This window comes from Streptomyces sp. NBC_00005, from assembly GCF_045160215.1.
Lineage (GTDB): Bacteria > Actinomycetota > Actinomycetes > Streptomycetales > Streptomycetaceae > Streptomyces.
Genome location: NZ_CP108316.1, coordinates 3,661,703 through 3,685,565, shown reverse-complemented (window position 1 = coordinate 3,685,565; position 23,863 = coordinate 3,661,703). Strand labels below are relative to the sequence as shown.

At 71.5% G+C, this 23,863-nt stretch carries 17 protein-coding genes and 1 pseudogene; 8 read left to right on the top strand and 10 right to left on the bottom strand.

All coding sequences use genetic code 11. From position 1 onward, the window contains the following. Positions 1-4: 4 nt before the first annotated feature. Positions 5-1,162: a PQQ-dependent sugar dehydrogenase gene (locus tag OG303_RS16820; RefSeq protein ID WP_405877308.1), complete on the bottom strand. Its 1,158-nt coding sequence runs from the start codon at positions 1,160-1,162 to the stop codon at positions 5-7. Between the two features lie 159 nt (positions 1,163-1,321). Beyond that, complete coding sequence (locus OG303_RS16815; protein WP_405869196.1) at positions 1,322-2,320, bottom strand: aldo/keto reductase; 999 nt, start codon at positions 2,318-2,320, stop codon at positions 1,322-1,324. Positions 2,321-2,395: 75 nt separating this feature from the next. Here OG303_RS16815 and OG303_RS16810 point away from each other — a divergent pair, with 75 nt between their 5' ends. From OG303_RS16810 to serA, 6 genes and pseudogenes are all read left to right on the top strand, one after another. Beyond that, a complete protein-coding gene (locus tag OG303_RS16810) occupies positions 2,396-3,346 on the top strand; it encodes a 2-hydroxyacid dehydrogenase (RefSeq protein ID WP_405869195.1) in 951 nt (316 codons plus the stop codon). 443 nt (positions 3,347-3,789) lie between these two features. Next, positions 3,790-6,848 (top strand): annotated as a pseudogene (locus OG303_RS16805) (putative bifunctional diguanylate cyclase/phosphodiesterase). Between the two features lie 236 nt (positions 6,849-7,084). Further along, positions 7,085-8,938, top strand: coding sequence for an acetolactate synthase large subunit (locus OG303_RS16800; RefSeq protein ID WP_405869194.1), 1,854 nt, complete (start codon positions 7,085-7,087; stop codon positions 8,936-8,938). A 20-nt stretch (positions 8,939-8,958) separates the two neighbouring features. Then, positions 8,959-9,483, top strand: a complete 525-nt coding sequence (gene ilvN / locus OG303_RS16795; RefSeq protein ID WP_037744095.1) for an acetolactate synthase small subunit — start codon at positions 8,959-8,961, stop codon at positions 9,481-9,483. 141 nt (positions 9,484-9,624) lie between these two features. Continuing rightward, a complete protein-coding gene (gene ilvC / locus OG303_RS16790) occupies positions 9,625-10,623 on the top strand; it encodes a ketol-acid reductoisomerase (RefSeq protein WP_405869193.1) in 999 nt (332 codons plus the stop codon). 286 nt (positions 10,624-10,909) lie between these two features. Further along, entirely contained in the window at positions 10,910-12,499 is a 1,590-nt protein-coding gene (gene serA, locus OG303_RS16785) for a phosphoglycerate dehydrogenase (protein ID WP_405869192.1), read from the top strand. Positions 12,500-12,613: 114 nt separating this feature from the next. Here the strand turns inward: serA and OG303_RS16780 are convergent, their stop codons facing one another. After that, positions 12,614-14,134, bottom strand: a complete 1,521-nt coding sequence (locus OG303_RS16780) for an MFS transporter (protein WP_405869191.1) — start codon at positions 14,132-14,134, stop codon at positions 12,614-12,616. Positions 14,135-14,230: 96 nt separating this feature from the next. On the opposite strand from OG303_RS16780, the gene OG303_RS16775 reads away from it, so the two are divergent. Next, complete coding sequence (locus OG303_RS16775; RefSeq protein WP_405869190.1) at positions 14,231-14,821, top strand: TetR/AcrR family transcriptional regulator; 591 nt, start codon at positions 14,231-14,233, stop codon at positions 14,819-14,821. On the opposite strand, the gene OG303_RS16770 is transcribed toward OG303_RS16775, so the two are convergent. From OG303_RS16770 to OG303_RS16750, 5 genes are all read right to left on the bottom strand, one after another. After that, on the bottom strand, positions 14,724-15,488 hold the full coding sequence (locus tag OG303_RS16770) for an ATP-binding cassette domain-containing protein (RefSeq protein WP_405869189.1): 765 nt from the start codon (positions 15,486-15,488) through the stop codon (positions 14,724-14,726). The two genes, OG303_RS16775 and OG303_RS16770, sit on opposite strands and share 98 nt — an antisense overlap. Continuing rightward, positions 15,485-16,420: an ABC transporter ATP-binding protein gene (locus tag OG303_RS16765; protein WP_405869188.1), complete on the bottom strand. Its 936-nt coding sequence runs from the start codon at positions 16,418-16,420 to the stop codon at positions 15,485-15,487. Before OG303_RS16765 ends, OG303_RS16770 begins: the two co-directional genes overlap by 4 nt. Beyond that, positions 16,410-18,149, bottom strand: coding sequence for an ABC transporter permease subunit (locus OG303_RS16760; RefSeq protein WP_405869187.1), 1,740 nt, complete (start codon positions 18,147-18,149; stop codon positions 16,410-16,412). The genes OG303_RS16765 and OG303_RS16760 overlap by 11 nt, the downstream gene beginning before the upstream one ends. Beyond that, the gene (locus OG303_RS16755) at positions 18,146-19,633 is read right to left on the bottom strand and encodes an ABC transporter substrate-binding protein (RefSeq protein ID WP_405869186.1); all 1,488 of its coding nucleotides are present in this window, start codon (positions 19,631-19,633) and stop codon (positions 18,146-18,148) included. Before OG303_RS16755 ends, OG303_RS16760 begins: the two co-directional genes overlap by 4 nt. Before the next feature lie 66 nt (positions 19,634-19,699). After that, on the bottom strand, positions 19,700-20,914 hold the full coding sequence (locus OG303_RS16750) for an MFS transporter (RefSeq protein WP_405869185.1): 1,215 nt from the start codon (positions 20,912-20,914) through the stop codon (positions 19,700-19,702). A 47-nt stretch (positions 20,915-20,961) separates the two neighbouring features. On the opposite strand from OG303_RS16750, the gene OG303_RS16745 reads away from it, so the two are divergent. Continuing rightward, positions 20,962-22,377, top strand: a complete 1,416-nt coding sequence (locus OG303_RS16745; RefSeq protein ID WP_405869184.1) for a PLP-dependent aminotransferase family protein — start codon at positions 20,962-20,964, stop codon at positions 22,375-22,377. Here the strand turns inward: OG303_RS16745 and OG303_RS16740 are convergent. After that, positions 22,367-22,606: an HAD hydrolase-like protein gene (locus tag OG303_RS16740; protein WP_405869183.1), complete on the bottom strand. Its 240-nt coding sequence runs from the start codon at positions 22,604-22,606 to the stop codon at positions 22,367-22,369. The genes OG303_RS16745 and OG303_RS16740 overlap by 11 nt on opposite strands. A 19-nt stretch (positions 22,607-22,625) precedes the next feature. Continuing rightward, positions 22,626-23,828, bottom strand: a complete 1,203-nt coding sequence (locus tag OG303_RS16735) for a PucR family transcriptional regulator (RefSeq protein WP_405869182.1) — start codon at positions 23,826-23,828, stop codon at positions 22,626-22,628. Between the last annotated feature and the right edge of the window lie 35 nt (positions 23,829-23,863).

Below are 23,863 nucleotides of genomic sequence, written 5' to 3'. Positions count from 1 at the left end.
CCGCCTACTTCACCTCCAGCTCCAGGATCCGGTCGTCCCCGCTCTTCGGCGATCCCCGGCCGTCCGTGTTGCTGGTCGTCAGCCACAGCTTGTTGCCGCCCGCCGACACCACCGTGCGCAGGCGTCCGTACTCGCCGGACAGGAAGGCCTGCGGGGCGGCCGAAGCCTCCGTGCCCTTCAGGGGAATGCGCCACAGGCGCTGACCCTTCAGACCCGCCATCCAGATGGAGCCCTCGGCGTAGGCGATGCCGCTGGGGGAGGCATCGTCCGTGTGCCACTGGGCTATCGGGTTGTGGTACTTGGAGTCGGACGACTTGCCCTCGGCGTTGGGCCAGCCGTAGTCGTCGCCCGGCTTGATCGCGTTCAGCTCGTCCCAGGTGTCCTGGCCGAACTCCGAGGCGAACAGGCGCTGTTTGGAGTCCCAGGCCAGACCCTGCACATTGCGATGGCCGTAGGTGTAGACGGGGGAGTTCGGGAACGGGTTGCCGGGAGCCGGTTCGCCCTCCGGAGTCAGGCGGAGGATCTTGCCGCCCAGGGACTTCTTGTCCTGGGCCAGGCCCCGGTCACCGCTCTCGCCCGTGCCCGCGTACAGCATTTCGTCCGGGCCGAAGGCGATCCGGCCGCCGTTGTGGATGTAGCCCTTGGGGATGCCCTTGAATATCGTGTCCGGCGCGCCCAGCTGTTCACCGGCCGGCTTCTTGGCGTCGTACAGCATGCGGACAATGCGGTTGTCCGAGGCCGAGGTGAAGTACGCGTAGATCATGTGGTCCGAGGCGTAGTCCGGGGAGAGGGCGATGCCGAGCAGGCCGCCCTCGCCCGCCGGGGAGACCCCGGACACCGTGCCCAGCTCGGTCTTCCTGCCCGTCTTCGCGTCGACCTTGGTGATCGTCCCCTTGTCCCGGGAGGCGACGAGCAGGGCGCTGTCGTCCGGGAGCGGGGCGAGACCCCAGGGGGTGTTCAGGCCCGTGGTGACCGTACGCAGCACCTTGACCGAGCCCTTGGCGGGCGCGGCCTGCTCGGTGGACTGCTCCGCCGGGGAGGAGTTCGCGGTCGCACTTCCCGGCGTCGCACCGCCATCGCCACCCGGGGACCCTCCACCCCCGCCGCTGGAGGAACAGCCGGCCGTCAGCAGGAGCGCGGTCGTGGCCAACACGGTCGGCACAACTCGTCGTAGCACGATCTTGGTCCCTTCGAGCGGCGGTCCAGCGGCAGGTTCTACTTGTCTTACACCGCTCGCGCCCCGCAGGTTCCCGATCAACAGATCCCGAATCCGCGGGGGACCGCGGCCACCCGTCCGCTTCCGGTCTCGCGTCCGCTGTCCTCAGTCCCAGGATCCCCGCGCACTCGGCAGCTGCGCCACCTCGGCGAGGTCCTCCGGCTCCAGCCGCAACGCAGCCGCCGCCGCGTTCTCCGTCGCCCACCGCTCCTGTTTGGTGCCCGGGACCGCGACCACGTGCCGTCCCTGCGCCAGCACCCAGGCCAGGGCCACCTGGGCCGGCGTGACCTCGTCGCCGTGCCGGGCCGCGATGCGGCGCAGGCCGACCACGATCGGCTGGTTCGAGGCCATCATCTCCGCGGTGAAACGGGGGTGGCGGGCGCGGACGTCGTCCGGTTCGAAGCCCTCGCCGGGGGTGAGGGTGCCGGTCAGGAAACCGTTGCCGAGCGGCATCGCGGCCAGGAAGCCGACGCCGCGCGCCTCGCACCACGGCAGCAAGGACTCCAGAGCCTCCGGCGACCACACCGACAACTCGGCCTCCACCGCGCTCACCGGGAACACCTGCTGCACCCGCTGGAGCTGCCGAATCGTCGCGTCGTGCAGCCGCCCGCCGGACCGGCGGCCGCCGCGCGCACCGACCGCGCACAGCCCCAACGCCCGTACCTTTCCGGCCTGGACGAGCTCCGCCATCGCGCCCCACGTCTCCTCGACGGGGACCTCGGGGTCCTCGCGGTGCAGCTGGTAGAGGTCTATGACGTCCGTCTGCAGGCGCCGCAGCGACGCGTCGCAGGCGCGCTTCACATAGCCGGGGCGGCCGTTGGCCACGATGTGCTGCTCGCCCACCAGCAGCCCCACCTTGGTCGACACGAAGGCGTCCTCGCGGCGCTCCTTCAACGCCCGCCCCACCAGCAGCTCGTTGGTGAACGGGCCGTACATGTCGGCCGTGTCCAGGAGCGTCGAACCCGCGTCCAGCGCCCGGTGCACCGCCTTCAGCGACTCGTCGCCCCGCTGCCGCGACCCGCTGTACGCCCAGCTCATCGGCATGCACCCAAGGCCGACGGCCCCCACCGCGAGTGCCCCCGCGCCGATCGTCCTGCGCTCCACCTGCTCGTGACCCTCCCTCTCCTGGCCCCCCAACCTAACCTCTGCGCTCCCGCGACCCTGACATAGCCTCCTGACATGACTGCTGACGTGTGGCTTCCGATCCCGCCGGACACCATCGAGGGGCTTCCCGAAGGCCCCAACTACCGTTTCTGGGACGGCGACGAGGAGTTCCCCGCGGACCCGGCCGACTGCGCCTACTACGTCGTTCCCTACATGAAGCCCGCGAGCGTGGGCGTACGCCCCCTGCCCGAGTTGAGCGGCGTCCAGGTCGTACAGACGCTGTCGGCCGGCATCGACAGCCTGGAACCGGGCCTGAAGCACCTGGGTCCCGGCGTGCGGGTGTGCAACGCGCGCGGGGTGCACGAGGCGAGCACCGCCGAGCTCGCGCTCACGCTGATCCTCGCCTCGCTGCGCGGCGTCCCCGACTTCGTGCGCGCCCAGGGCCGCGGGGAGTGGCTCGGCGGATTCCGGCCCGCGCTGGCCGACCGCAACGTCCTCATCGTGGGATACGGATCGATCGGATCCGCGATCGAGGACCGGCTCATTCCGTTCGAGGTCGCGCGGGTGGCGCGCGTCGCGCGCTCCGCACGCACCACGGCGCGCGGCCCGGTGCATCCGCTCACCGATCTGCCCGCGCTGCTTCCCGAAGCGGACGTCGTCGTCCTCGTCACGCCCCTCACCGAGACCACCCGTGGTCTGGTCGGCGCCGACTTCCTCGCGCGCATGAAGGACGGCGCGCTCCTCGTGAACGTCTCCCGCGGGCCCGTGGTCGACACCAAGGCCCTGCTCGCCGAAGTGGAGAGCGGCCGCATCACCGCCGCCCTCGACGTCACCGACCCCGAACCGCTGCCCAGGGAGCACCCCTTGTGGCGCGCGCACGGCGTTCTCATCAGCCCCCACGTCGGCGGACCCACGTCCGCGTTCCTGCCCCGGGCGAAGCGACTCCTTGTGGACCAGTTGACCCGATTCGTGAACCGGGAGCCGTTGCGCAACGTGATCCTTACGACAGGCGCAACCGGCGCGTGACCCCGACGACCGGAGCGTCCCGCGTGTGATCCGCGCGACCGGCGCAACAGGCGCGTAATCCGTTTCCGGTACCCTCCGCTACCTTCCGGACGCGGTCCGTGCCCGCATTACCGCTGGCCGTCACGGAGCGTAGAGGAACTATGTCCCTGAGTGACGAGACTGGTGTATCGTCCCGAACAGGGGCTGCGCCGTGCACCGTTCGGCGCCGGGGATGGACATTTCAGACTGTGAGGGGGGCGACGGGCGATGCACGGCCTATGGGCGAGCGATCCGACGCGACGGGGCTGCCGACGGCGACCCTGGCGTACGGCCGCGTGCAGACGCGGTCACCACGGCAGTCACGGCTGCCGTCACGGCAACCACCACCGCAGGCACAACAGCCGCCGGAGGCATGCGCACCCGGCGCACCCGGGCCCGGGAGCGACTAGGACCGGGAGCGCCCGGTGAGCTCGCCCCTGCCTCCCATGACGACCCTCGACGGAGCGCTGCGGGCACAGCCTTCGCCGGGGGCGCTGCTGCCGCGTCCGCCGGTCGGCGGACGGCCCGGCCTGGTCCACCAACTCGTCCTGGCCCTGGTCTGCGCGGGATACGCCGTCGGTTCCGCGCTCAACTGGGGTTCGGACGAAGTCGCGCTGATCATGGGTGACTTCGGGCTGAGCGCCGCCGCGGCCGCCGCCGCCGTGTCGCTCTTCCTGTACGCCCGCAGCCGCCGTATCCGCTTTCGACCCGCCTGGCTGCTGTTCGCCCTCTCCTCGGCGATGGCCGCCCTGGGCAACGCGGTGTGGGGGTGGTACGAGGTCGTCCTGGGCGAGCAGGTGCCCTCCCCCAGCTATGCCGACCTGTTCTTCCTGTGCTTCGCGCCGCCCGCGATCGTGGGGCTCCTGGTGCTCGCCAAGCGGCCGGTGACGAAGGCCGGTTGGGTCTGCCTCGCGCTCGACGCCTGGTTGATCGGCGGCTCGTTGCTCACGCTGTCGTGGAGTCTCGCGCTCGCCCAGGCGGCCAAGTTCGACGGGCCGAGCGTCGCGCACACCGCGCTCTCGCTCGCGTACCCGCTGCTGGACATCGCCCTGGTCAGCATGGTGCTCGCGCTGCACTTCAGGCGCTCGGCGGTGAACCGCACGGCGGTCAACACCGCCATCGGCGCGCTGGCGCTGACAGTGATGTGCGACGCCCTGTTCACCTCACCGTTGCTCCACAACAGCTACCACTCGGGCCAGTTGCTCGACGCGGGCTGGTTCGCCGGCTCCCTGCTCCTCGCGTACGCGCCCTGGGTCGCGCCCCGGCAGGCGGAGGCCGACCGGCACGAGGCCGACGGGTACACGCGCGTGGTGCACGAACACCTGCCGGGCCAGCGGGGCGGCGCGCACCAGCACCATGCGGCCCCCCAGGGAGGCGATCACAGTCGGTATCCGGCCGCCCGGCCCATCGCCGGCTCCCTGGCCGCCCTCACGCCCTATCTCGCCGCCGCCGTCTGCACGCTGGGGATCCTCTACAACGTCCTCAACGGCCGCAGCGTCGACCGCGTGGTGCTCCTGACCGGCGGCACGGTCGTGCTCGCCCTCGTGGTGCGCCAGGGCATCATGCTGCTCGACAACATCACCCTCACCCAGGAACTGGCGCAGAAGGAGAACCACTTCCGCTCCCTGGTGCAGGGCTCCAGTGACGTCATCATGATCGCCGCGCCCAACGGCATCCTCCGGTACGTCTCCCCGGCCGCCGCCGGGGTCTACGGACGCCCCGCCGAGGACCTGGTGGGTACGGAACTGGCCAATCTCATCCACCCGGAGGACCTGGGCTGCGTGGTGCACGAGGTGCGCCGCTTCCTCGCCGCCAGCCCGCCCGAGGAACCCACTACGCGCATCGAATGCCGCTTCCGGTCCGGCGACGGCGGCTGGCTCAACGTCGAGTCGACCGTCAACCGTCACCACGGCGGCCTCATCTTCAACAGCCGGGACGTGACGGAAAGGGTGCGTCTGCAGGCGCAGTTGCAGCACAACGCCGAACACGACCCGCTCACCGACCTGCCCAACCGCGCCCTGTTCACCCGGCGCGTCCAGCAGGCCCTGTCCGGCCGTCGCGCCTCCGACCGCGGCGCCGCCCTGCGCGGCACGGCCGTGCTCTTCATCGACCTCGACGGCTTCAAGGCCGTCAACGACACGATCGGGCACCAGGCCGGGGACGAGCTGCTCGTCCAGGCCGCCCGCAGACTCCAGGACGCGGTCCGGCAGGGCGACACCGCCTCCCGGCTGGGCGGCGACGAGTTCGCGGCCCTGATCGTCGGGGACGGCACCCGGGACCGCTCCGCGCGCGAACGGCACATCCTGGAGCTTGCCGACCGCCTCAGGATCACTCTCTCGCAGCCGTATCTCATCGACGGCAACGATGTCCGGGTCGCCGCCTCCATCGGCGTGGCCTTCGCCGAACCCGGCCTCGGCGCGGGCGAGTTGCTGCGCAACGCGGACCTCGCCATGTACCGAGCCAAGGCGGGGGGCAAGGGGCGCGTCGAGCTGTACGCCCCACAGATGCAGCAGGACGTCGTACGGAAGGCGGAGCTGGCCACGCGCCTGCGTGCCGCGCTGCACGACGGCGAGTTCGCGCTGCTGCACCAGCCCGTCGTCTGCCTGGCGGACGGCCGGATCACCTCGGTCGAGGCCCAGGCGCGCTGGCGGTCCTCGCAGGGGGTGCTGTTCACCCCTGCCGAGTTCCTGCGGGTCGCCGAGGACAGCGACAGGACCGCGGAGCTGGGCCGCTGGATGCTGGAGGAGGCCGTCGAGCAGGCGGCCGAGCGCACCGCGACGGGGCTGGCCGTGCCCGTGGCGGTCCGGGTGAGTGCCCGGCGGCTGCTGGACCGGTCGATGCCGCTCGGCTCGATCGAGGCGCTGCTGACCCGGCACGGGCTGCCGTCCGGGTCGCTGGTGATCGAGCTGGCCGACACCGACCCCCGGGTCTCCCTGGACGAGCTGGAGCGTCGCCTGGGCGCCCTGCACAGACTCGGCGTCCGGATCGCGCTGGACGGCTTCGGCAGCGGCTACGCGGCGATCACGGCGCTGCGCAGACTCCCCGTCGACGTGCTGAAACTCGACCGCAGTCTGGTCGAGGGCGTCGTCGAGTCGGCGCGGCTGCACAAGATCACCAGCGGGCTGCTGCGGATCGCCGGCGACCTCGGGCTGCAGTCCGTGGCCGAAGGGGTGGACCTGCCCGAGCAGGTCGTCGCCCTGCGCGCGATGGGCTGCACGCACGGACAGGGCATGGCGTTCTCCGGGCCACTGGACGAGTACCGGCTGCGCAGGGCGCTCGCCTCCGGTCACTATCCGGTGCCGCACGGTCCGATCGAGCCGGCGTTCGCGGGCGGTGTGAGGGAGCCGACACCGACTGTGGCGCCCCGGAGGTGAGTGGGCCATGGGAAGGGTGCGCCGCGCTGTGGACAGGTGGTGCACCCGTCGTTCCGGGAGGCGGACGTGCCCTCCGCTCACATAATGAGACTCCCGTCCCACCCACTTGACACGTGGTGCGTGCCGGAGAGAGGGTCTGTGCCATGCGCACCCGAATTCTCGTACTTGGAAAGCGCGTCGGCTGAGCTGGTGATGTCCGGACCGACCCGGAACTCCCAGCGACCGCACCCGGCGCGCTCCCCTCGCTTGCCTTACGGCACGAGGGGTTTTTTGTTGCACAGGCACCAGTCGTGCAGCGCCTGAACACCGCACAAACCTCGCAAAAACCCTCAGCATCGAGAAGAGAATGCCGATGACCGAGCAGGCCACCGGGGCCCATCCGCAGCCGCGGCCCCGATCCGGAGGACGGCAGTCCGCACCCGAGCACGTCACGGGCGCGAAGTCCCTCATCCGCTCTCTCGAGGAGGTCGGGGCCGACACCGTATTCGGCATTCCCGGCGGTGCGATCCTTCCCGCGTACGACCCGATGATGGACTCCACCCGGGTGCGGCACGTCCTGGTCCGCCACGAGCAGGGCGCGGGCCACGCGGCCACGGGTTACGCGCAGGCCACCGGCAAGGTCGGCGTCTGCATGGCGACCTCCGGTCCCGGTGCCACCAACCTGGTGACCCCGATCGCGGACGCGCACATGGACTCGGTGCCGCTCGTGGCGATCACCGGCCAGGTCGCGTCCAAGGCGATCGGCACGGACGCCTTCCAGGAGGCGGACATCGTCGGCATCACCATGCCGATCACCAAGCACAACTTCCTGGTCACCAAGGCCGAGGACATCCCGCGGGTCATCGCGCAGGCGTTCCACATCGCCTCCACCGGCCGCCCGGGCCCGGTCCTGGTCGACATCGCGAAGGACGCGCTGCAGGCGCAGACGACCTTCTCCTGGCCGCCGGTCATGGACCTGCCCGGCTACCGCCCGGTGACCAAGCCGCACGCCAAGCAGATCCGCGAGGCCGCCAAGCTGATCACCTCCGCCAAGCGGCCCGTCCTCTACGTCGGCGGCGGTGTCATCAAGGCACACGCCACCGCCGAGCTCAAGGTTCTCGCCGAGCTCACCGGAGCGCCCGTCACCACCACCCTGATGGCGCTCGGCGCATTCCCCGACAGCCACCCGCTGCACGTGGGAATGCCGGGCATGCACGGTGCGGTCACCGCCGTCACCGCGCTGCAGAAGGCCGACCTGATCGTCGCCCTCGGAGCCCGCTTCGACGACCGCGTCACCGGCAAGCTGGACAGCTTCGCCCCGTACGCCAAGATCGTCCACGCCGACATCGACCCCGCGGAGATCGGCAAGAACCGCGCCGCCGACGTGCCGATCGTCGGGGATGCCCGCGAGGTCATCGCCGACCTGGTCCAGGCGGTGCAGAAGGAGCACAGCGAGGGCCACCAGGGCGACTACACCGCGTGGTGGAAGGACCTCAACCGCTGGCGCGAGACGTACCCGCTCGGCTACGACCAGCCCGACAACGGCTCGCTGTCCCCGCAGCAGGTCATCGAGCGCATCGGGCAGCTCGCACCGGAGGGCACGATCTTCGCGGCGGGCGTCGGCCAGCACCAGATGTGGGCCGCGCACTACGTCCAGTACGAGAAGCCCGCGACCTGGCTGAACTCCGGCGGCGCCGGAACGATGGGCTACGCGGTCCCGGCCGCGATGGGCGCCAAGGCCGGAGCCCCGGACCAGACCGTCTGGGCGATCGACGGCGACGGCTGCTTCCAGATGACCAATCAGGAGCTCACCACCTGCGCCCTGAACAACATCCCGATCAAGGTCGCCATCATCAACAACGGCGCCCTCGGGATGGTCCGCCAGTGGCAGACCCTCTTCTACAACCAGCGGTACTCCAACACCGTGCTGCACTCCGGCCCGGACGCCGACGGCAAGCAGCCCAGCGCCGGCACGCGCGTGCCCGACTTCGTGAAGCTGTCCGAGGCCATGGGCTGCTACGCGATCCGCTGCGAGTCCCCCGAGGACCTCGACAAGGTCATCGAAGAGGCGAACTCCATCAACGACCGCCCGGTCGTCGTCGACTTCATCGTCCACGAGGACGCGATGGTGTGGCCGATGGTCGCCGCAGGCACCTCGAACGACACGATCATGGCCGCTCGGGACGTCCGCCCCGACTTCGGCGACAACGAAGACGACTGAGCGAGAGAGACGAAAGAGAAATGTCCAAGCACACGCTCTCCGTCCTGGTGGAGAACACCCCGGGCATCCTGGCCCGGATCGCCGCCCTGTTCTCCCGCCGCGGCTTCAACATCGACTCGCTCGCGGTCGGTGTCACCGAGCACCCCGACATCTCCCGCATCACCATCGTGGTGAGCGTCGACGACCTGCCCCTCGAGCAGGTGACGAAGCAGCTCAACAAGCTCGTCAACGTGCTCAAGATCGTCGAGCTGGAGCCGGGTTCGGCCGTTCAGCGCGAACTCGTTCTGGTGAAGGTGCGCGCCGACAACGAGACGCGCTCCCAGATCGTCGAGATCGTCCAGCTGTTCCGCGCCAAGACCGTCGACGTCTCCCCGGAGGCCGTCACCATCGAGGCCACCGGCAGCAGCGACAAGCTGTCCGCCATGCTCAAGATGCTGGAGCCGTACGGCATCAAGGAGCTCGTCCAGTCCGGCACGATCGCGATCGGCCGCGGCGCCCGTTCGATCACGGACCGGTCCCTGCGCGCCCTCGACCGGTCCGCGTAACCCTCGTAGAAGATTCACCCACGACCGGAAACGGGCGGTCGGCGGTCGTCGGCCGCCCGTATTCCGAGACCCCGAAACTTCATTTCCGCCCGCCGTCATACGGTGGGACGCAACACCTGCACACCAAGGAGAGAACCCAAAGTGGCCGAGCTGTTCTACGACGCCGACGCCGACCTGTCCATCATCCAGGGCCGCAAGGTCGCGGTCATCGGTTACGGCAGCCAGGGCCACGCCCACGCGCTGTCGCTCCGTGACTCGGGTGTCGACGTCCGTGTCGGTCTGCACGAGGGCTCCAAGTCCAAGGCCAAGGCCGAGGAGCAGGGCCTGCGCGTGGTGAGCCCGTCCGAGGCCGCCGCCGAGGCCGACGTCATCATGATCCTGGTGCCGGACCCGATCCAGGCCCAGGTCTACGAGGAGTCCATCAAGGACAACCTCAAGGACGGCGACGCGCTGTTCTTCGGCCACGGCCTGAACATCCGCTTCGACTTCATCAAGCCCCCGGCGGGCGTGGACGTCTGCATGGTCGCCCCCAAGGGCCCGGGTCACCTGGTGCGCCGTCAGTACGAGGAGGGCCGCGGCGTTCCGTGTATCGCGGCCGTCGAGCAGGACGCGACCGGCAACGGCTTCGCGCTCGCGCTGTCGTACGCCAAGGGCATCGGCGGCACCCGCGCCGGCGTCATCAAGACGACCTTCACCGAGGAGACCGAGACCGACCTGTTCGGTGAGCAGGCCGTTCTCTGCGGTGGTACGGCCGCGCTGGTCAAGGCCGGTTTCGAGACGCTGACCGAGGCCGGCTACCAGCCGGAGATCGCGTACTTCGAGTGCCTCCACGAGCTGAAGCTGATCGTGGACCTCATGTACGAGGGCGGCCTGGAGAAGATGCGCTGGTCGATCTCCGAGACCGCCGAGTGGGGCGACTACGTCACCGGCCCGCGGATCATCACGGACGCCACCAAGGCCGAGATGAAGAAGGTCCTCGCCGAGATCCAGGACGGCACCTTCGCGCGTGAGTGGATGGCCGAGTACCACGGCGGTCTGAAGAAGTACAACGAGTACAAGCAGAAGGACGCCGAGTCCCTGCTGGAGACCACCGGCAAGCAGCTGCGCAAGCTGATGAGCTGGGTCGACGAAGAGGCGTGAGCCGAGCGCTCCGCGACGGTGCCGCCGACCCGGGGCGCCGTCGCGGGGCCTTCGCCCCGGACCCCGCTCCTCAAAGGCCGCAGGGGCCGGACCTAGTTGTCCGGCCCGTCCAGCCACGTCCGGGTGATCCTTCCGCAGAGGCGCAAGACGACCATCGCCGCGCCACTACACTGCCTTACTACATACGCGTCAGGCCCACAGCGTCGTGCGTCTTCCACGCGGCCAGTACCCTCCACCGCCAGCGGCCGTCGGGACGGCCGTCCGCATTGGACATGTGAGGACTCACGTGAGCTCGAAACCTGTCGTACTCATCGCTGAAGAGCTGTCGCCCGCGACTGTGGACGCGCTTGGCCCGGACTTCGAGATCCGGCACTGCAACGGAGGGGACCGAGCCGAACTGCTCCCCGCCATCGCCGACGTCGACGCGATCCTGATCCGCTCCGCGACCAAGGTCGATGCCGAGGCGATCGCCGCCGCGAAGAAGCTGAAGGTCGTCGCACGAGCCGGCGTCGGCCTGGACAACGTAGACGTCTCCGCCGCCACCAAGGCCGGCGTGATGGTCGTCAACGCCCCGACCTCCAACATCGTGACCGCCGCGGAGCTCGCCTGCGGGCTCCTCGTCGCCACCGCCCGCCACATTCCGCAGGCCAATGCCGCGCTGAAGAACGGCGAGTGGAAGCGCAGCAAGTACACGGGCGTCGAGCTCGCCGAGAAGACCCTCGGTGTCGTGGGTCTCGGTCGGATCGGTGCGCTGGTCGCTCAGCGCATGTCCGGCTTCGGGATGAAGGTCGTCGCCTACGACCCCTACATCCAGCCCGCGCGCGCCGCCCAGATGGGCGTCAAGGTGCTGTCGCTCGACGAGCTGCTCGAGGTCTCCGACTTCATCACCGTGCACCTGCCCAAGACCCCCGAGACCGTCGGACTCATCGGCGACGAGGCGCTGCGCAAGGTCAAGCCCAGCGTGCGCATCGTCAATGCCGCGCGCGGCGGGATCGTCGACGAGGAGGCGCTGTACTCCGCCCTCAAGGAGGGCCGGGTCGCCGGTGCCGGTCTCGACGTGTACGCGAAGGAGCCCTGCACGGACTCCCCGCTCTTCGAGTTCGACCAGGTCGTCGCCACGCCGCACCTCGGTGCCTCCACCGACGAGGCGCAGGAGAAGGCCGGTATCGCCGTCGCCCGCTCGGTGCGCCTCGCCCTCGCCGGTGAGCTCGTGCCCGACGCGGTGAACGTCCAGGGCGGCGTCATCGCCGAGGACGTCAAGCCGGGCCTGCCGCTCGCCGAGCGCCTCGGCCGCATCTTCACCGCGCTGGCCGGCGAGGTCGCTGTCCGTCTCGACGTCGAGGTGTACGGCGAGATCACTCAGCACGACGTGAAGGTGCTGGAGCTCAGCGCCCTCAAGGGTGTCTTCGAGGACGTCGTCGACGAGACCGTGTCGTACGTCAACGCCCCGCTGTTCGCGCAGGAGCGCGGCGTCGAGGTGCGGCTGACGACCAGCTCGGAGTCGGCCGACCACCGCAACGTCGTCACCGTGCGCGGCACGCTCGGCAACGGCGAGGAGGTGTCGGTCTCCGGCACGCTGGCCGGCCCCAAGCACCTGCAGAAGATCGTGGCCGTCGGTGAGTACGACGTCGACCTCGCGCTCGCCGACCACATGGTGGTGCTGCGGTACGAGGACCGTCCCGGTGTCGTCGGCACGGTGGGGCGCATCTTCGGTGAGGCGGGTATCAACATCGCCGGTATGCAGGTCGCTCGTGCGGCGGCGGGTGGCGAGGCGCTGGCCGTGCTGACCGTCGACGACACGGTGGCCCCCGGTGTGCTGGTCGAGGTCGAGGCGGAGATCGGGGCGACGTTCGCCCGCTCGGTGAACCTGGTCTGAGGTTGCCGTCGCCTGGGGGCTGCCGCCCCCGGGCCCCCGCTTTCGGCCCTTGAGGGGCCTCGTCGTCAAACGCCGGACGGGCTGAGAATGCCCGTCCGGCGTTTGCATGTTCAGTTACTTGTCGGCGACGTGAATCCCGCGCAGCGCCCGTGCCGCCAGCATGGCCGCGCCCGCCAGGAGCACCGTTCCCGCGATCGCCGCTCCCTGCATTCCGCTGGTGAACGCCTCCCGGGCCGCCGTGGCCAGGGCGTCGCCGGTGGTGCCCGGCAGCCGGCCCGCGATCGCCAGTGCGCCGCCGAGGGTTTCGTGGGCCGCGGCGGGGGCCGAGGCCGGGATGTCGTGGCGGTAGATCGCCGTACCGATCGAGCCGAGGACCGCCATCCCCAGCGCGCCGCCGAACTCCGCGCCGGTCTCCATCAGGGAGGACGCAGAGCCCGCCCGCTCCACCGGGGCGCTGCTCATCGCGAGGTCCGTGATCTGGGAGATGACCATGACGATCCCGGAGGCGAGGACACCGCACGCGGCCAGGACCAGCCAGAGTGAGTCCGTGTCCGCGAGGGCCAGCAGCGCGTAGCCGGCAGCCGCGATGGCGAAGCCCGCGGTGACGACGTAGGCGCGGTTGACGCCCTTCTGGACCAGGGTGGTCGCCAGCGGAGCCGCCATGCCGATCGGCACCGACGGGAGCAGCGCCCACAGGGCCGCCTCCATCGCGCTCTTGTCGAGCACCGACTGCAGGTACTGCGTGGTGAAGAACGCCGAGCCCATGATGCCGAACGTGGCGACGAGGTTGAGGGCGACGGAGGGGGCGAAGCCGCGGCCGCGGAACAGGGCCGGGGAGATCATCGGGTTCGTGGCCGTGCGCTGACGGTGGACGAAGAGGGCGGCGAACAGCAGGCCGACGGTGATCGAGACGACGTACTGCGCGTGCCAGCCCTCGGACGGGATCTCCTTCAGGCCGTAGATGACGGGGAGCACGGCGGCCATCGACAGGGGGACGCTCAGCCAGTCGAAGCGGCCGGGGTTCGGGTCGCGCGACTCCGGCAGCAGGAACGGGCCGAGGACCAGCAGCAGTGCCATCGCGGGCAGGTTGACCAGGAAGACCGAGCCCCACCAGAAGTACTGGACGAGGACGCCGCTCATCACCGAGCCGAGCGCGACGCCGGCCGTCATCACGCCGGACCACAGGCCGATCGCCTTCGCGCGCTGGCCGGCGTCGGTGAACATCGTGCGGATCAGGGCCATCGTCGACGGCATCAGGGTCGCGCCGCCGATGCCGAGGACCGCGCGGGCCGCGATGAGGGTCTCGGCGCTGTTCGCGTAGGCCGCGATCAGTGAGGCGGTGCCGAAGGCCGCGGCGCCGATCAGGAGGAGCTTGCGGCGGCCTATGCGGTCGCCCAGCGAGCCCATCGTCATCAGCAGGCCCGCGAGGACGAAGGCGTAGATGTCGAAGATCCACAGCTGCTGTGTGCCGCTCGGCTCCAGGTCCGCGCTGATCGCCGGGATCGCGAAGTAGAGGACCGAGACGTCCATCGAGACCAGCAGCAGCGGGAGCATCAGCACGCCCAGTGCGGTCCATTCACGGCGTCCGGCGCGCTGGCCGGCCGGAGGTGCGGTGGTGCTCGGCGAGTTCGTCATGGCAGTGACTGTACGGGCGTCTTAAACGCTTGTCTAGAACGCTTGTATAAGTCGTGCGTATAGGACGGTTGTATGGATCGTGAGTAGGGTGTGGGCATGGGACATCGTGAGGATCTGCTCGAAGGCGCCAAGCGCTGCCTGCTGGAGAAGGGGTTCCTGCGGACGACCGCGCGGGACATCGTCAAGGAGTCGGGGACGAACCTGGCGTCGATCGGTTATCACTACGGGTCGAAGGATGCGCTGCTGGTGCAGGCGTATGTCGCCCTGGTCGAGGCCACGGGGGACCGGTTCGAACCCGGCGGGGCGGGTGAGGCCACGAAGGCGACCCCTGCCGGGTCGCTGGAGCGGTTCCAGGCGGTGTGGGCGAACATCGTCGGTGCGGTGGACGAGTCGCGTGCGATCTGGCTGCTGAGCTTCGAGCTGATCGTCCAGGGCGACCGGATGCCGGAGGTGCGCCGGATGCTCGTGGAGGCGCAGGAGCAGGGCCGGTCGGGTCTGTTGCCCCTGTTCAACGACATCCCGGAGGAGGAGCAGGGCAAGGAGGCCGTCGACACCGAGGGCCGCCTCTACCAGACCCTGCTCCAGGGGCTCATGGTGCAGTGGGTCTTCGATCCGGACACGGCGACCGACGCGGAGCAGCTGGCCGAAGGTCTGCGCCGCGTGATCGCCGGGGCTGCGAAGAGCTGATCCGCCCGTCCCGCATCTCCAGGACGCGATCCGCGAAGTGCCGTACCACCGCCCGGTCGTGGCAGATGAACAGGTACCCGAGGCCGAGCTCGTCCTGGAGGTCCGCGAGCAGGTTCACCACGCCGGCCCGGACGGACGCGTCCAGGGCCGAGACCGGTTCGTCGAGGATCAGCAGGCGCGGGTCGGAGGCCAACGCCCGGGCGATTCCCGCGCGTTGGCACTGGCCGCCGGAGAGCTCGTGCGGGCGGCGGTCGCCGTACGAGGCGTCGAGGCCGACCCGGTCGAGGAGTTCGGCCACGCGGACGGGACCGGTGGTCCTGCTCCAGCGGCCCTGGACCTTCAGGGGTTCCGCCACCGCGTCGCGGATGCGGTGGCGGGGGCTGAGGGAGCCGTACGGGTCCTGGAAGACGGGCTGCATGCGCGGGCGGAGGGGGCGGAGTTCGCGCTCGGTCAGGCTCGTCAACTCCCGTCCCTCGAAGCGGACTTGGCCTGCGTCCGGGCGGCGCAACTGGAGCACCGCCAGCGCCGTGGACGACTTGCCGCAGCCGCTCGGGCCGTTCAGGGCGAGGGTCTCGCCGGGCCGGAGCGAGAAGGAGACCTGGTCCACGGCCGTCACGGTGCCGTAGCGGACCAAGAGGTCGCGGACGTCGAGCAGAGGCGTGCTCACCCGTCCTCCCGGTGGTGACAGGCGACCAGCCGGCCGTCCAGCGGCCGCGGCTCCGGTTCCTCGTGCCGGCACAGGTCCGTCGCGAGGGGGCAGCGCGGGGCGAAGGCGCAGCCCGGCGGCAGGGCGCCCGGGGCCGGGGGTGCGCCGGGGAGGGTGGGGAGGCGGCGTCCGGGCGGCACGTTCTGCGGGAGCGACGCCAGCAGGCCGGCCGTGTACGGAGCCAGGGGACGGTTCAACACCCGTTCCGCCGTGCCGAGTTCGGTGAGGCGTCCGGCGTACATGACCAGCGCGCGGTCCGCGTGCTGTCGTACGACGTCCAGGTCGTGCGTGACCAGGACCAGCGCCGCGCCGACGGCCGTGCGTTGCTCGGCGAGCACCTCGAGTACCTGGTCCCGGCGTTCCTCGTCGAGCGCTGTCGTCGGTTCGTCGGCGACCAGGACGTCCGGTTCGTTGATCGTCGCCATGGCGATGACCGCCCGCTGCCGCATGCCGCCGGAGTACTCGTGCGGATAGGCGCGTGCCTTGCGTACGGCGTCGGGGATGCCGACGCGTTCGAGGGCGGCGACGGCGCGGGAGCGGGCCTCGCGGCGAGAGACGCGGCCCACCGAGCGTACGGCGGCGGCGAGTTGGGCGCCGACAGGGTGGACGGGGGAGAGGGCGGACAGGGCGTCCTGTGGGACGAGGGCGATACGGCGGCCGCGCTGGGCGGCGAGGTCCGCGCAGCCCCGTAGCCGGACGCTCCCGCTGGTCGTCGCCCCCCGGGGCACCATGCCCAACAGTGCCCGCGCCGTCAGGGATTTGCCCGCGCCCGATTCCCCGACGATCGCCAGGACTTCGCGCGGACGGACGTCGAAGGACAGGCCGCGTACGGCCTCGGCTGCGCCGAAGGTGATCCGTAGGTCGTGGACTGTGAGCAGTGCTTCAGGCTTCAACGGAGGTTTCCTTGGGGGCGGTTCGGCCTTGGGTGTGCGTCGCTGTCGAGATCGCGAGTGCGGCCAGCAGGGCCAGTGCCAGGGCTGGGGCGAGGGCTGCCCACGGGGCCCGTTCCACGTAGGCGCGTGACTCGTCGAGGAGGAGGCCCCACTCGGGGGCGGGTGGCTGGGCGCCCAGGCCGAGGAAGCCGAGGGAGGCCAGGGCCAGGGCGATGCCGGGCAGGCGCAACAGCGCGTGCCGGGCGACCGGTGCGGCCACCGAGGGGAGCACGTGCCGGGTCAGGATCCACAACGGCGGTGCACCGATGGCCCGTTGAGCGGTGAGGAAGGAGGACGCGCGTACCTCCTGCACCAGTGCGGCCGCGTGCGCGGCCAGGGGTGGCCAGGAGATCAGGGCGACCGCGAGGGCCGCGCCGCCGGTGCCGGGCCCGGCGGCCGCGGCGACCAGGATGCCGACGATCACCGGGGGCAGCGCGTTGGCGATGTCGGCCGCTCCCGCGGCGACGCCGGGCAGGAAGCCGAGCGCCAGTGCGAGCAGCAGGCTCAGCAGGCATACGGCGGCTGCTGTGCCGACGGTCGGGGCGGCGCCGTGCCCGAGCCTGGCCAGGACGTCCCGGCCGAGGGCGTCCGTGCCGAGGGGGTGCGACCAGGAGGGGGCGGCCAGCCGGTCCGTCGTGTGTACGGCGTACGGGTCGCGCAGCAGGCCCCGGCCGATGGCCACGGCGAGCAGTGTGAACAGGGTCAACGGGATCGCGGGGCGGGTACGGACCGGACGGGACGGGGGCAGGGTGAGGGAGGCGTCCCTCAGTGCCGGGCCCAGCAGGCGGCGTCGTGTGAACGCGGCGGTCGCACCCGCGGTCAGCCCGAGGAGCAGCAGCGCGAGAACCGCCCCCTGCAGCAGCGGCAGGTCCTGCGACTTGGCCGCGCCGAGTGCCGTACGCCCGATGCCGGGCACGGCGAACACGGTCTCCACCGCGACCGCGCCCCCGGTCAGCCCGACGGCGACCATCCCGAACTGCGGTACCAGCGGGGGCAGTACGCGCCGGAGGGCGGCGCCCGAGACACGCGTACGGCTCACCCCCGCACCCCGCCACAGCTCCACCCACCGCTCGTCCAGCACGGCGGGCAGCGCGTCCGCGACCAGCCGGCCGAGCAGCCCGCCCGCCGGGATGCCGAGCGCGAGTGCGGGCAGCACCATGTACGCGGGCCCCTGCCAGCCGGACGTCGGCAGCCACCCGAGCCACACCCCGCACACCAGCAACGCCACCGTGGCCAGCAGGAATTCGGGTACGGCGGCCGGCACCGCGGCCCATGCCCCGGCCGAGGCCCGCCCCCGTACCAGCACGGGCGCCACCAGCGCGCACGCCAGCAGCACCGCCACGCCGAACGCCGCGCCCATCAGCGCCAGCGACACCTGGAGCCCGGCGACGACGGACGGCAGGACGTCGGCGCCCGACACCCAGGAGGTGCCGAGGTCGCCGTGCAGCAGGTCACCGGTCCAACTCCCCAGCAGGGAAAGGGGACCCACGTCCAGACCGAGGTCACGGCGTACCGCGTCCAAGGCCTCCTTCGTGGGCTCCTGCTCGGCGGAGCGGGCCCGCAGGACCGTCAGCGCGGGGTCCTTGCCGGAGAGCCAGGGGAGAAGACCCACGGCGGCCAGGACGGAGACGAGACAGAGGGTGCGTGTCGATCCGGCGGCGGTCGGCAACACCCTTGTGCGCAGGCTCACTTGACGTACGTGTCCGCCGTGACCAGCTCCCGCTCGCGCGGGTCGTGCGCGGCACCCGCGACGGAGGACGCATCGCCCTGGATCACGCGCTCGTGGAGCATCGGCATGGCGGCGTCGGTGGCGAGCACGGCGGCCTCGGCCGCGACGACCGCCTTGCGCCGGTCCGCACCGGCCCTTGCCCCACCGGCCTTCTGCAGCGCCTTGTCCACGTCCGGGTCCGCGAGCTGGGAGAGGTTGAAGGAGCCGTCGGAGGCGAAGTCGCTGTAGAGGTACGCGGCCGGGTCGCCGGAGTCGAGGACCGTCGCCCGGGACAGGACGAACGCGTCGAACCTGCCCGCCAGCGCGTCGGATTCGATGTTCGCGTACTCGCGGACCTCCAGCTTCACCCTGAATCCGGCCTTCTGGAGCTGCTGTTGCAGGGTGGCCGCTACCTCGGGCAGTTCGGCGCGGTCGGTGAAGGTGCCGATGGTGATGGTCGCGCCGGAGGGCTTGCCCGCCTTGGCGCGGGACACCGGCGCGCGCAGCTCGGCCGCCCACGGCAGCGCGGGCCCCAGCAGCCCCTCCGCGACGTCGGCGCGACCCTCGTACACGCCCTTCACGATCGACTCGGCGTCGACGGCCTCGCGGGCGGCGGCCCGCAGGGAGGGGTTCTTGAAGGGGCCGTCGGAGGTGTTGAGGTACAGCGTGTTCGTGCGCGGCATCGGGACCTCGGTGATCAGGTCCTGGTCGAGCAGCGCGGCCTGCGAGACGGGCACCGCCTCGACGATGTCCGCCTCGCCGCTGCGCAGCGCCGCCGCGCGGGCGGTGCCGTCGGGCACGAACTTCACGTCGATTCCCGGTGACTTGGCCTTGTCGCCCCAGTAGGCGTCGTAGCGGTCGAGGGTGGCTGCGGACGTGCCGTCGACGGACACGAGCTCGAAGGGGCCGGTACCCGCGCCGACCGGGTTCACCGTCTTCCCGGCGTACGCCTTCGCCGCGAGGATCGACAGCTGCGGCGAGCTGAGCCGCTGGGGGACGAGCGGGTCCTCGGCGGCGGTGGTGACGACGACGGTGTCCTGGTGGGCCTCGGCGGTGAGGTCGACGCCGTCGAGGATGCGGGGCTTGGGGGAGGCGGTGGCGGCCCTGGTGAGGGAGCGGACGACGGCCTTCGCGTCGAGCTCCGTGCCGTCGTGGAAGGTGACGCCGTCGCGTATTTCGAAGGTCCAACTCCGGCCGGACTGCGTCCACTTGGTGGCGAGCGCGGGTTCGGCGTCGCCGTCCGCGTCCAGCGTCACCAGGGTCTCGGCGGTCGACCAGCGTGACAGTTTGAACGCATCGTCGGACAGGGGCGAGAGGCCCGAGCGCGGGGGCTGCATCATCGCGACGCGGATGCGCCTCCCGTCACCGTCCCCCTCGGTGGAGGCCCCCGAGAAGCAGCCGGTGAGCAGGGCCGAGGCCGCGGTGAGGGCGATGGCGGGGAGCAGGCGGCGAGCGGGCAGGCGCACGGAACCCTCCGGGTAAAGGGGTGGTCAAGGACGAGTGCGCCGACCGTAGCATGATGACAATCATTTTCAGTAGCCGGTGTGGCGGAGATCGCGCAGGGCCGGTGCCAGGGCACCCAGCATCAGGACCGCCGTCACCGCGAAGGCCCACGGATAGCCGGTCAGGCCCGCGAGGACACCGAAGCCGGCGGCGCCGACGCCCATTCCGCCGTCGTACGCGAGGTTCCACAGCGCGCTGACCGTGCCGTAGGAGGAGGCCGAGACCCGCGCGTACATCAGCGTCAGCGTGGCGTTCTGGGCGATGCCGAAGCCGGCCCCGAACAGGGCGGTGCCCGCGATGACGGCCGCCACGCTGCCGGTCGCGGCGATGACCAGCACACCCGCCGCCGACAGGAGCAGGCCGGGGAGGACGAGGCGGGCGCTGCTGTGCCGGTCGCCGTACCGGCCCGCCAGCCAGCGGGACACGGTCGAGGCGGCGGGCTGCACGAACAGCGCCACGGTGACCACGGCGGCGGACGCCGAAGGGACGGCCAGCGGCAGGAAGGTGACCAGGATCCCGGCGGCCGTCGCGGTCGCGGCGAACACGACGACGGGTCGCAGCAGGGCGCCCGTGCGCAGCCCGCGGACCACGCCGATCGACTCCTCCGGCTCCTTCGGATCCTCCGACACCTTCGGCTTCTCCGCCCGCGCCGCCCGGTCCGGCAGCCCGAGCACGGAGGCGATCGCCGCCAGCGCCGCCACGCCGCCGATCACGGCGACCGTCCCGTACCCCACCTGCCCGACCAGCCACAGCCCCAGCGGCAGGGCGATCAGCGACGGCACCCCGGACACCACGCCCACCACGGCCAGGCCCTCGCCCCGCCGCTGCGCGGGGATCAGCGACGCGGTCAGGGCGCCGCCCGCGACGATCGTCAGCGCGAAGCCCAGACCGCGCACCAGGCAGACCGCCACGATCCACGCCATGCTCCCGGAGACCGTGAGCACCACGGCCGGGGCGCCGAGCAGGAACAGGCCGGCCATCAGGGTCACCCGGTATCCGTGGCGCGCGACGATCCGGGGAGTGACCAGTTCGCCGAGGACCGTGGAGAGCATCAGGGAGCCGGTGGCGAGGCCCGCCGCGCTCCCGCCGCCCGCCTCGGCGGCGTAGGCGGGCACCACCGACAGCAGCAGGAAGAAGCTGACGCTCGCGCCGATCAGGCTCACGAAGCGGAGCAGCAGGGGACGCGACAGCAGGGGCGCGGGCGGAGTGATCACTTGGGCGGGGCAGTCCGGCGAAGTCGTCATGACTACGACGCTAGGTTTCGACCGGCTCCCCGTTAAGCTCCAATTCCATGGCTGTGCAGTGGGCCGGTTTGTCGCCCGAACTTCTTCTGACCGTCGACCGGGACGGTGGGGAGCGGCTGTGTGCGCAGCTGGAGGGGCAGCTGCGCGACGCGATCCGCTCGGGCCGGCTGCAGGCCGGTGAACGCCTTCCGTCCTCCCGCGAGCTCGCCCGCGTCCTTGGCCTGTCCCGCGGTCTCGTCCAGGACTGCTACGCCCAGCTCCAGGCCGAGGGCTACCTCGTCACCCGCGTCGGCTCGGCCACCCGCGTGGCGGCCTGCGCGCAGGTGGAGCCGCCCCCCGCGGCACCCCCGCCCCACGCCCGCCCCCGGCTGATCGCCGACTTCCGGCACGGCGTCCCGGACCTGGCCTCCTTCCCGCTCGCAGACTGGCTGTGGGCGACCAGGGAGGCGGCCCGCACCATGCCGACCGCGGAGTTCGACTACGGGGATCCGCGCGGCAGTTCGGCCCTGCGCGAGGTGGTGGCCGGATACCTGCGGCGGGTGCGCGGCGCCGCCGCCGACCCCGCCAGGACCGTCGTCTGCTCCGGCTACGCGCAGGGCCTGAGCCTCACCCTGCGCGCCCTCGCCCGCGGCGGAGTGCGCGTCGTCGCCTACGAGGACCCCGGCGGCCCCGCCACCGCGACGGCGGCCGCGGAGGCGTCGGGCCTGACGGCCGTACCGGTGCCGGTCGACGAAGCCGGCGTCGACGTACGGGCGTTGGACGCGACCGGCGCCCGGGCGGTGATCGTCACGCCCGCCCACCAGTGGCCGACGGGTGTGGTGCTGGCGCCCGCCCGTCGCCACGAGCTGATCGAGTGGGCCGAGCGGCGGGACGCGTACGTCATCGAGGACGATTACGACGCCGAGTTCCGCTACGACCGCGAACCGGTGGGTGCCCTGCAGGGGTTGGCCGCCGATCGCGTGATCTCCATCGGCACGGTCAGCAAGTCCCTCGCCCCCGCGCTGCGGTTGGGCTGGCTGCTGTGCCCGCCGGCGCTCACCGAGCCGCTCACCGACCTCAAACGCATCGCCGACCGCGGCTCACCCGCCCTCGACCAGCTCGCCCTCGCCCGCCTGATCGAGTCCGGCCGCTACGACCGCCATCTGCGCCGCATGCGCACGACGTACTCGGCCCGCCGCACCGCCCTCGTCTCGTCCCTCGCCCAACACGCCCCGGCGGTACGGCTGTCGGGGCTCGCGGCGGGGTTCCACGCGGTGGCGCACCTGCCGTCGGGCGTCGAGGAGAGGGCAGTGGTGGCCGAGGCGCGCGACCGGGGGGTGGGCCTGTACGGCATGAGTGCGTGCCGGTCCTCGGGGGCCGCGTCCCCGGACCGACTCGTCCTGGGATTCGGTGATGTGACGGAGCGGGCGATCGTGGAAGGGATCGCCGCGGTCGCCGACCTCCTCGGTGGCGTCAGCCCGTGACCTTGACGACGTGGTCGATGGCGGACGCGGTGTCGGGGGCGATGTGGGTGGGCCGGTAGGCGCCTTCGGTCCATGGCCGGCCGCCCGACACCCACACACTGTGCGCGTCGACGTTGATCGCGCCCCGGATGTCGGCCTGCGGTGAATCACCGATCATCCAGGCGCCGTTGAGCGAGGCGCCGGTGCCGTCGGGTCGATCATCAGCAGCGGCATGCCCGGAGTGGACCATGCCGTCCGCCGTCCCCGTGCTACAGCCGTGCCCCCTTCAACACCATGTGCAGCAGCAGCCGGTCCTCGCCGTCGTCCAGGTCGAGGCCCGTCAGCTTCTCCACGCGGGAGAGGCGGTAGTAGAGGGTCTGGCGGTGGATGCCCAGTTCGGCGGCGGTGCGGCCGGCCTGGCCCGCGCAGTCGAGGTAGACCTCGGCGGTGCGGGCCAGTTCGCGGTGGGCGGGGGAGAGGAGGGAGCCGATCACCGGGTCGTGGGCCACCTCCGGCGGCAGCGAGGTCAGCAGGCGGAACGGGCCGATGCGGGCCCACTCGGCGACGGGGCCGAGCCGGGGCTCCGCCAGCGCGGCCCGCGCCGCCCCGGACGCCTCTCGCCAGGAGGTCGCCAGTTCCGCGAGGCCCGTGCGCGCGGTGGCGATCCCGGACGCCGCGGTGCCGCCGCGGTCCAGCAGCCGCGCCCGCTCCAGCAACCGCCCCGCCGCCGAGGTCGCCGGGGTCAGGACGTCCGCCGAGCGCAGCCGCACCAGCAGGGCGAGGGACTGGGACTCGGCTCCCCACGGCACCATGCACAACGCCGTCGCCCCCGGCACCGTACGGACCGAAGGGGCGTCGTCCGGGTCGGCGGACGGCCACGGCGTCACACAGACGACCGTGTGGAGGCCGTCCGCGCGCGACCCCAGCGCGGTGCGCAGCTCCGCCACCGCCATGTCCTGCGGCCAGCCGCGTTCGGCGGTGAGCACCGCGCGCAGTTCCCGGGTGAGGTCGGCGCCGTGCTGGGCCTCGTCCGCGAGCAGTGCGCCGATGCGGACCGTCACGTCCATGGCCGCGCTCAGCTGCTGCTCGGTCGGGCCCGGGTCGGAGTCCAGCAGCCAGACGTAGCCCAGGACGACGCCCCGATGGCGTACGGGAAGACAGATGCGTCCCCGGTACACGCCTGCCTCGGGCGTCGGCGGGATACGGACCGGGCCCGTCGCCCGGGTGATGCCGAAGCCCTCGAACCACGAGCGGACGGTGGACGTGGAGCGCCGCGTCAGGATCGAGCGGGTGCGCACCGGATCCAGATCCGACGCGTCGAGGTCGCCCTCGCTGTCGTACGCGCCGAAGGCGATCAGCTCGAAGTCCCGGCTCTCCAGGGTCGCGGGGACGCCGAGCAGCTCCGAGATCTCGTCGACCAGCTCCTGGTAGTCACCTTTGTAGTCGGCTGTCACTCGGGCATTCTCCCGCATTTCCCAAGCCCCTTCATACATCTGTCTGAGATCTG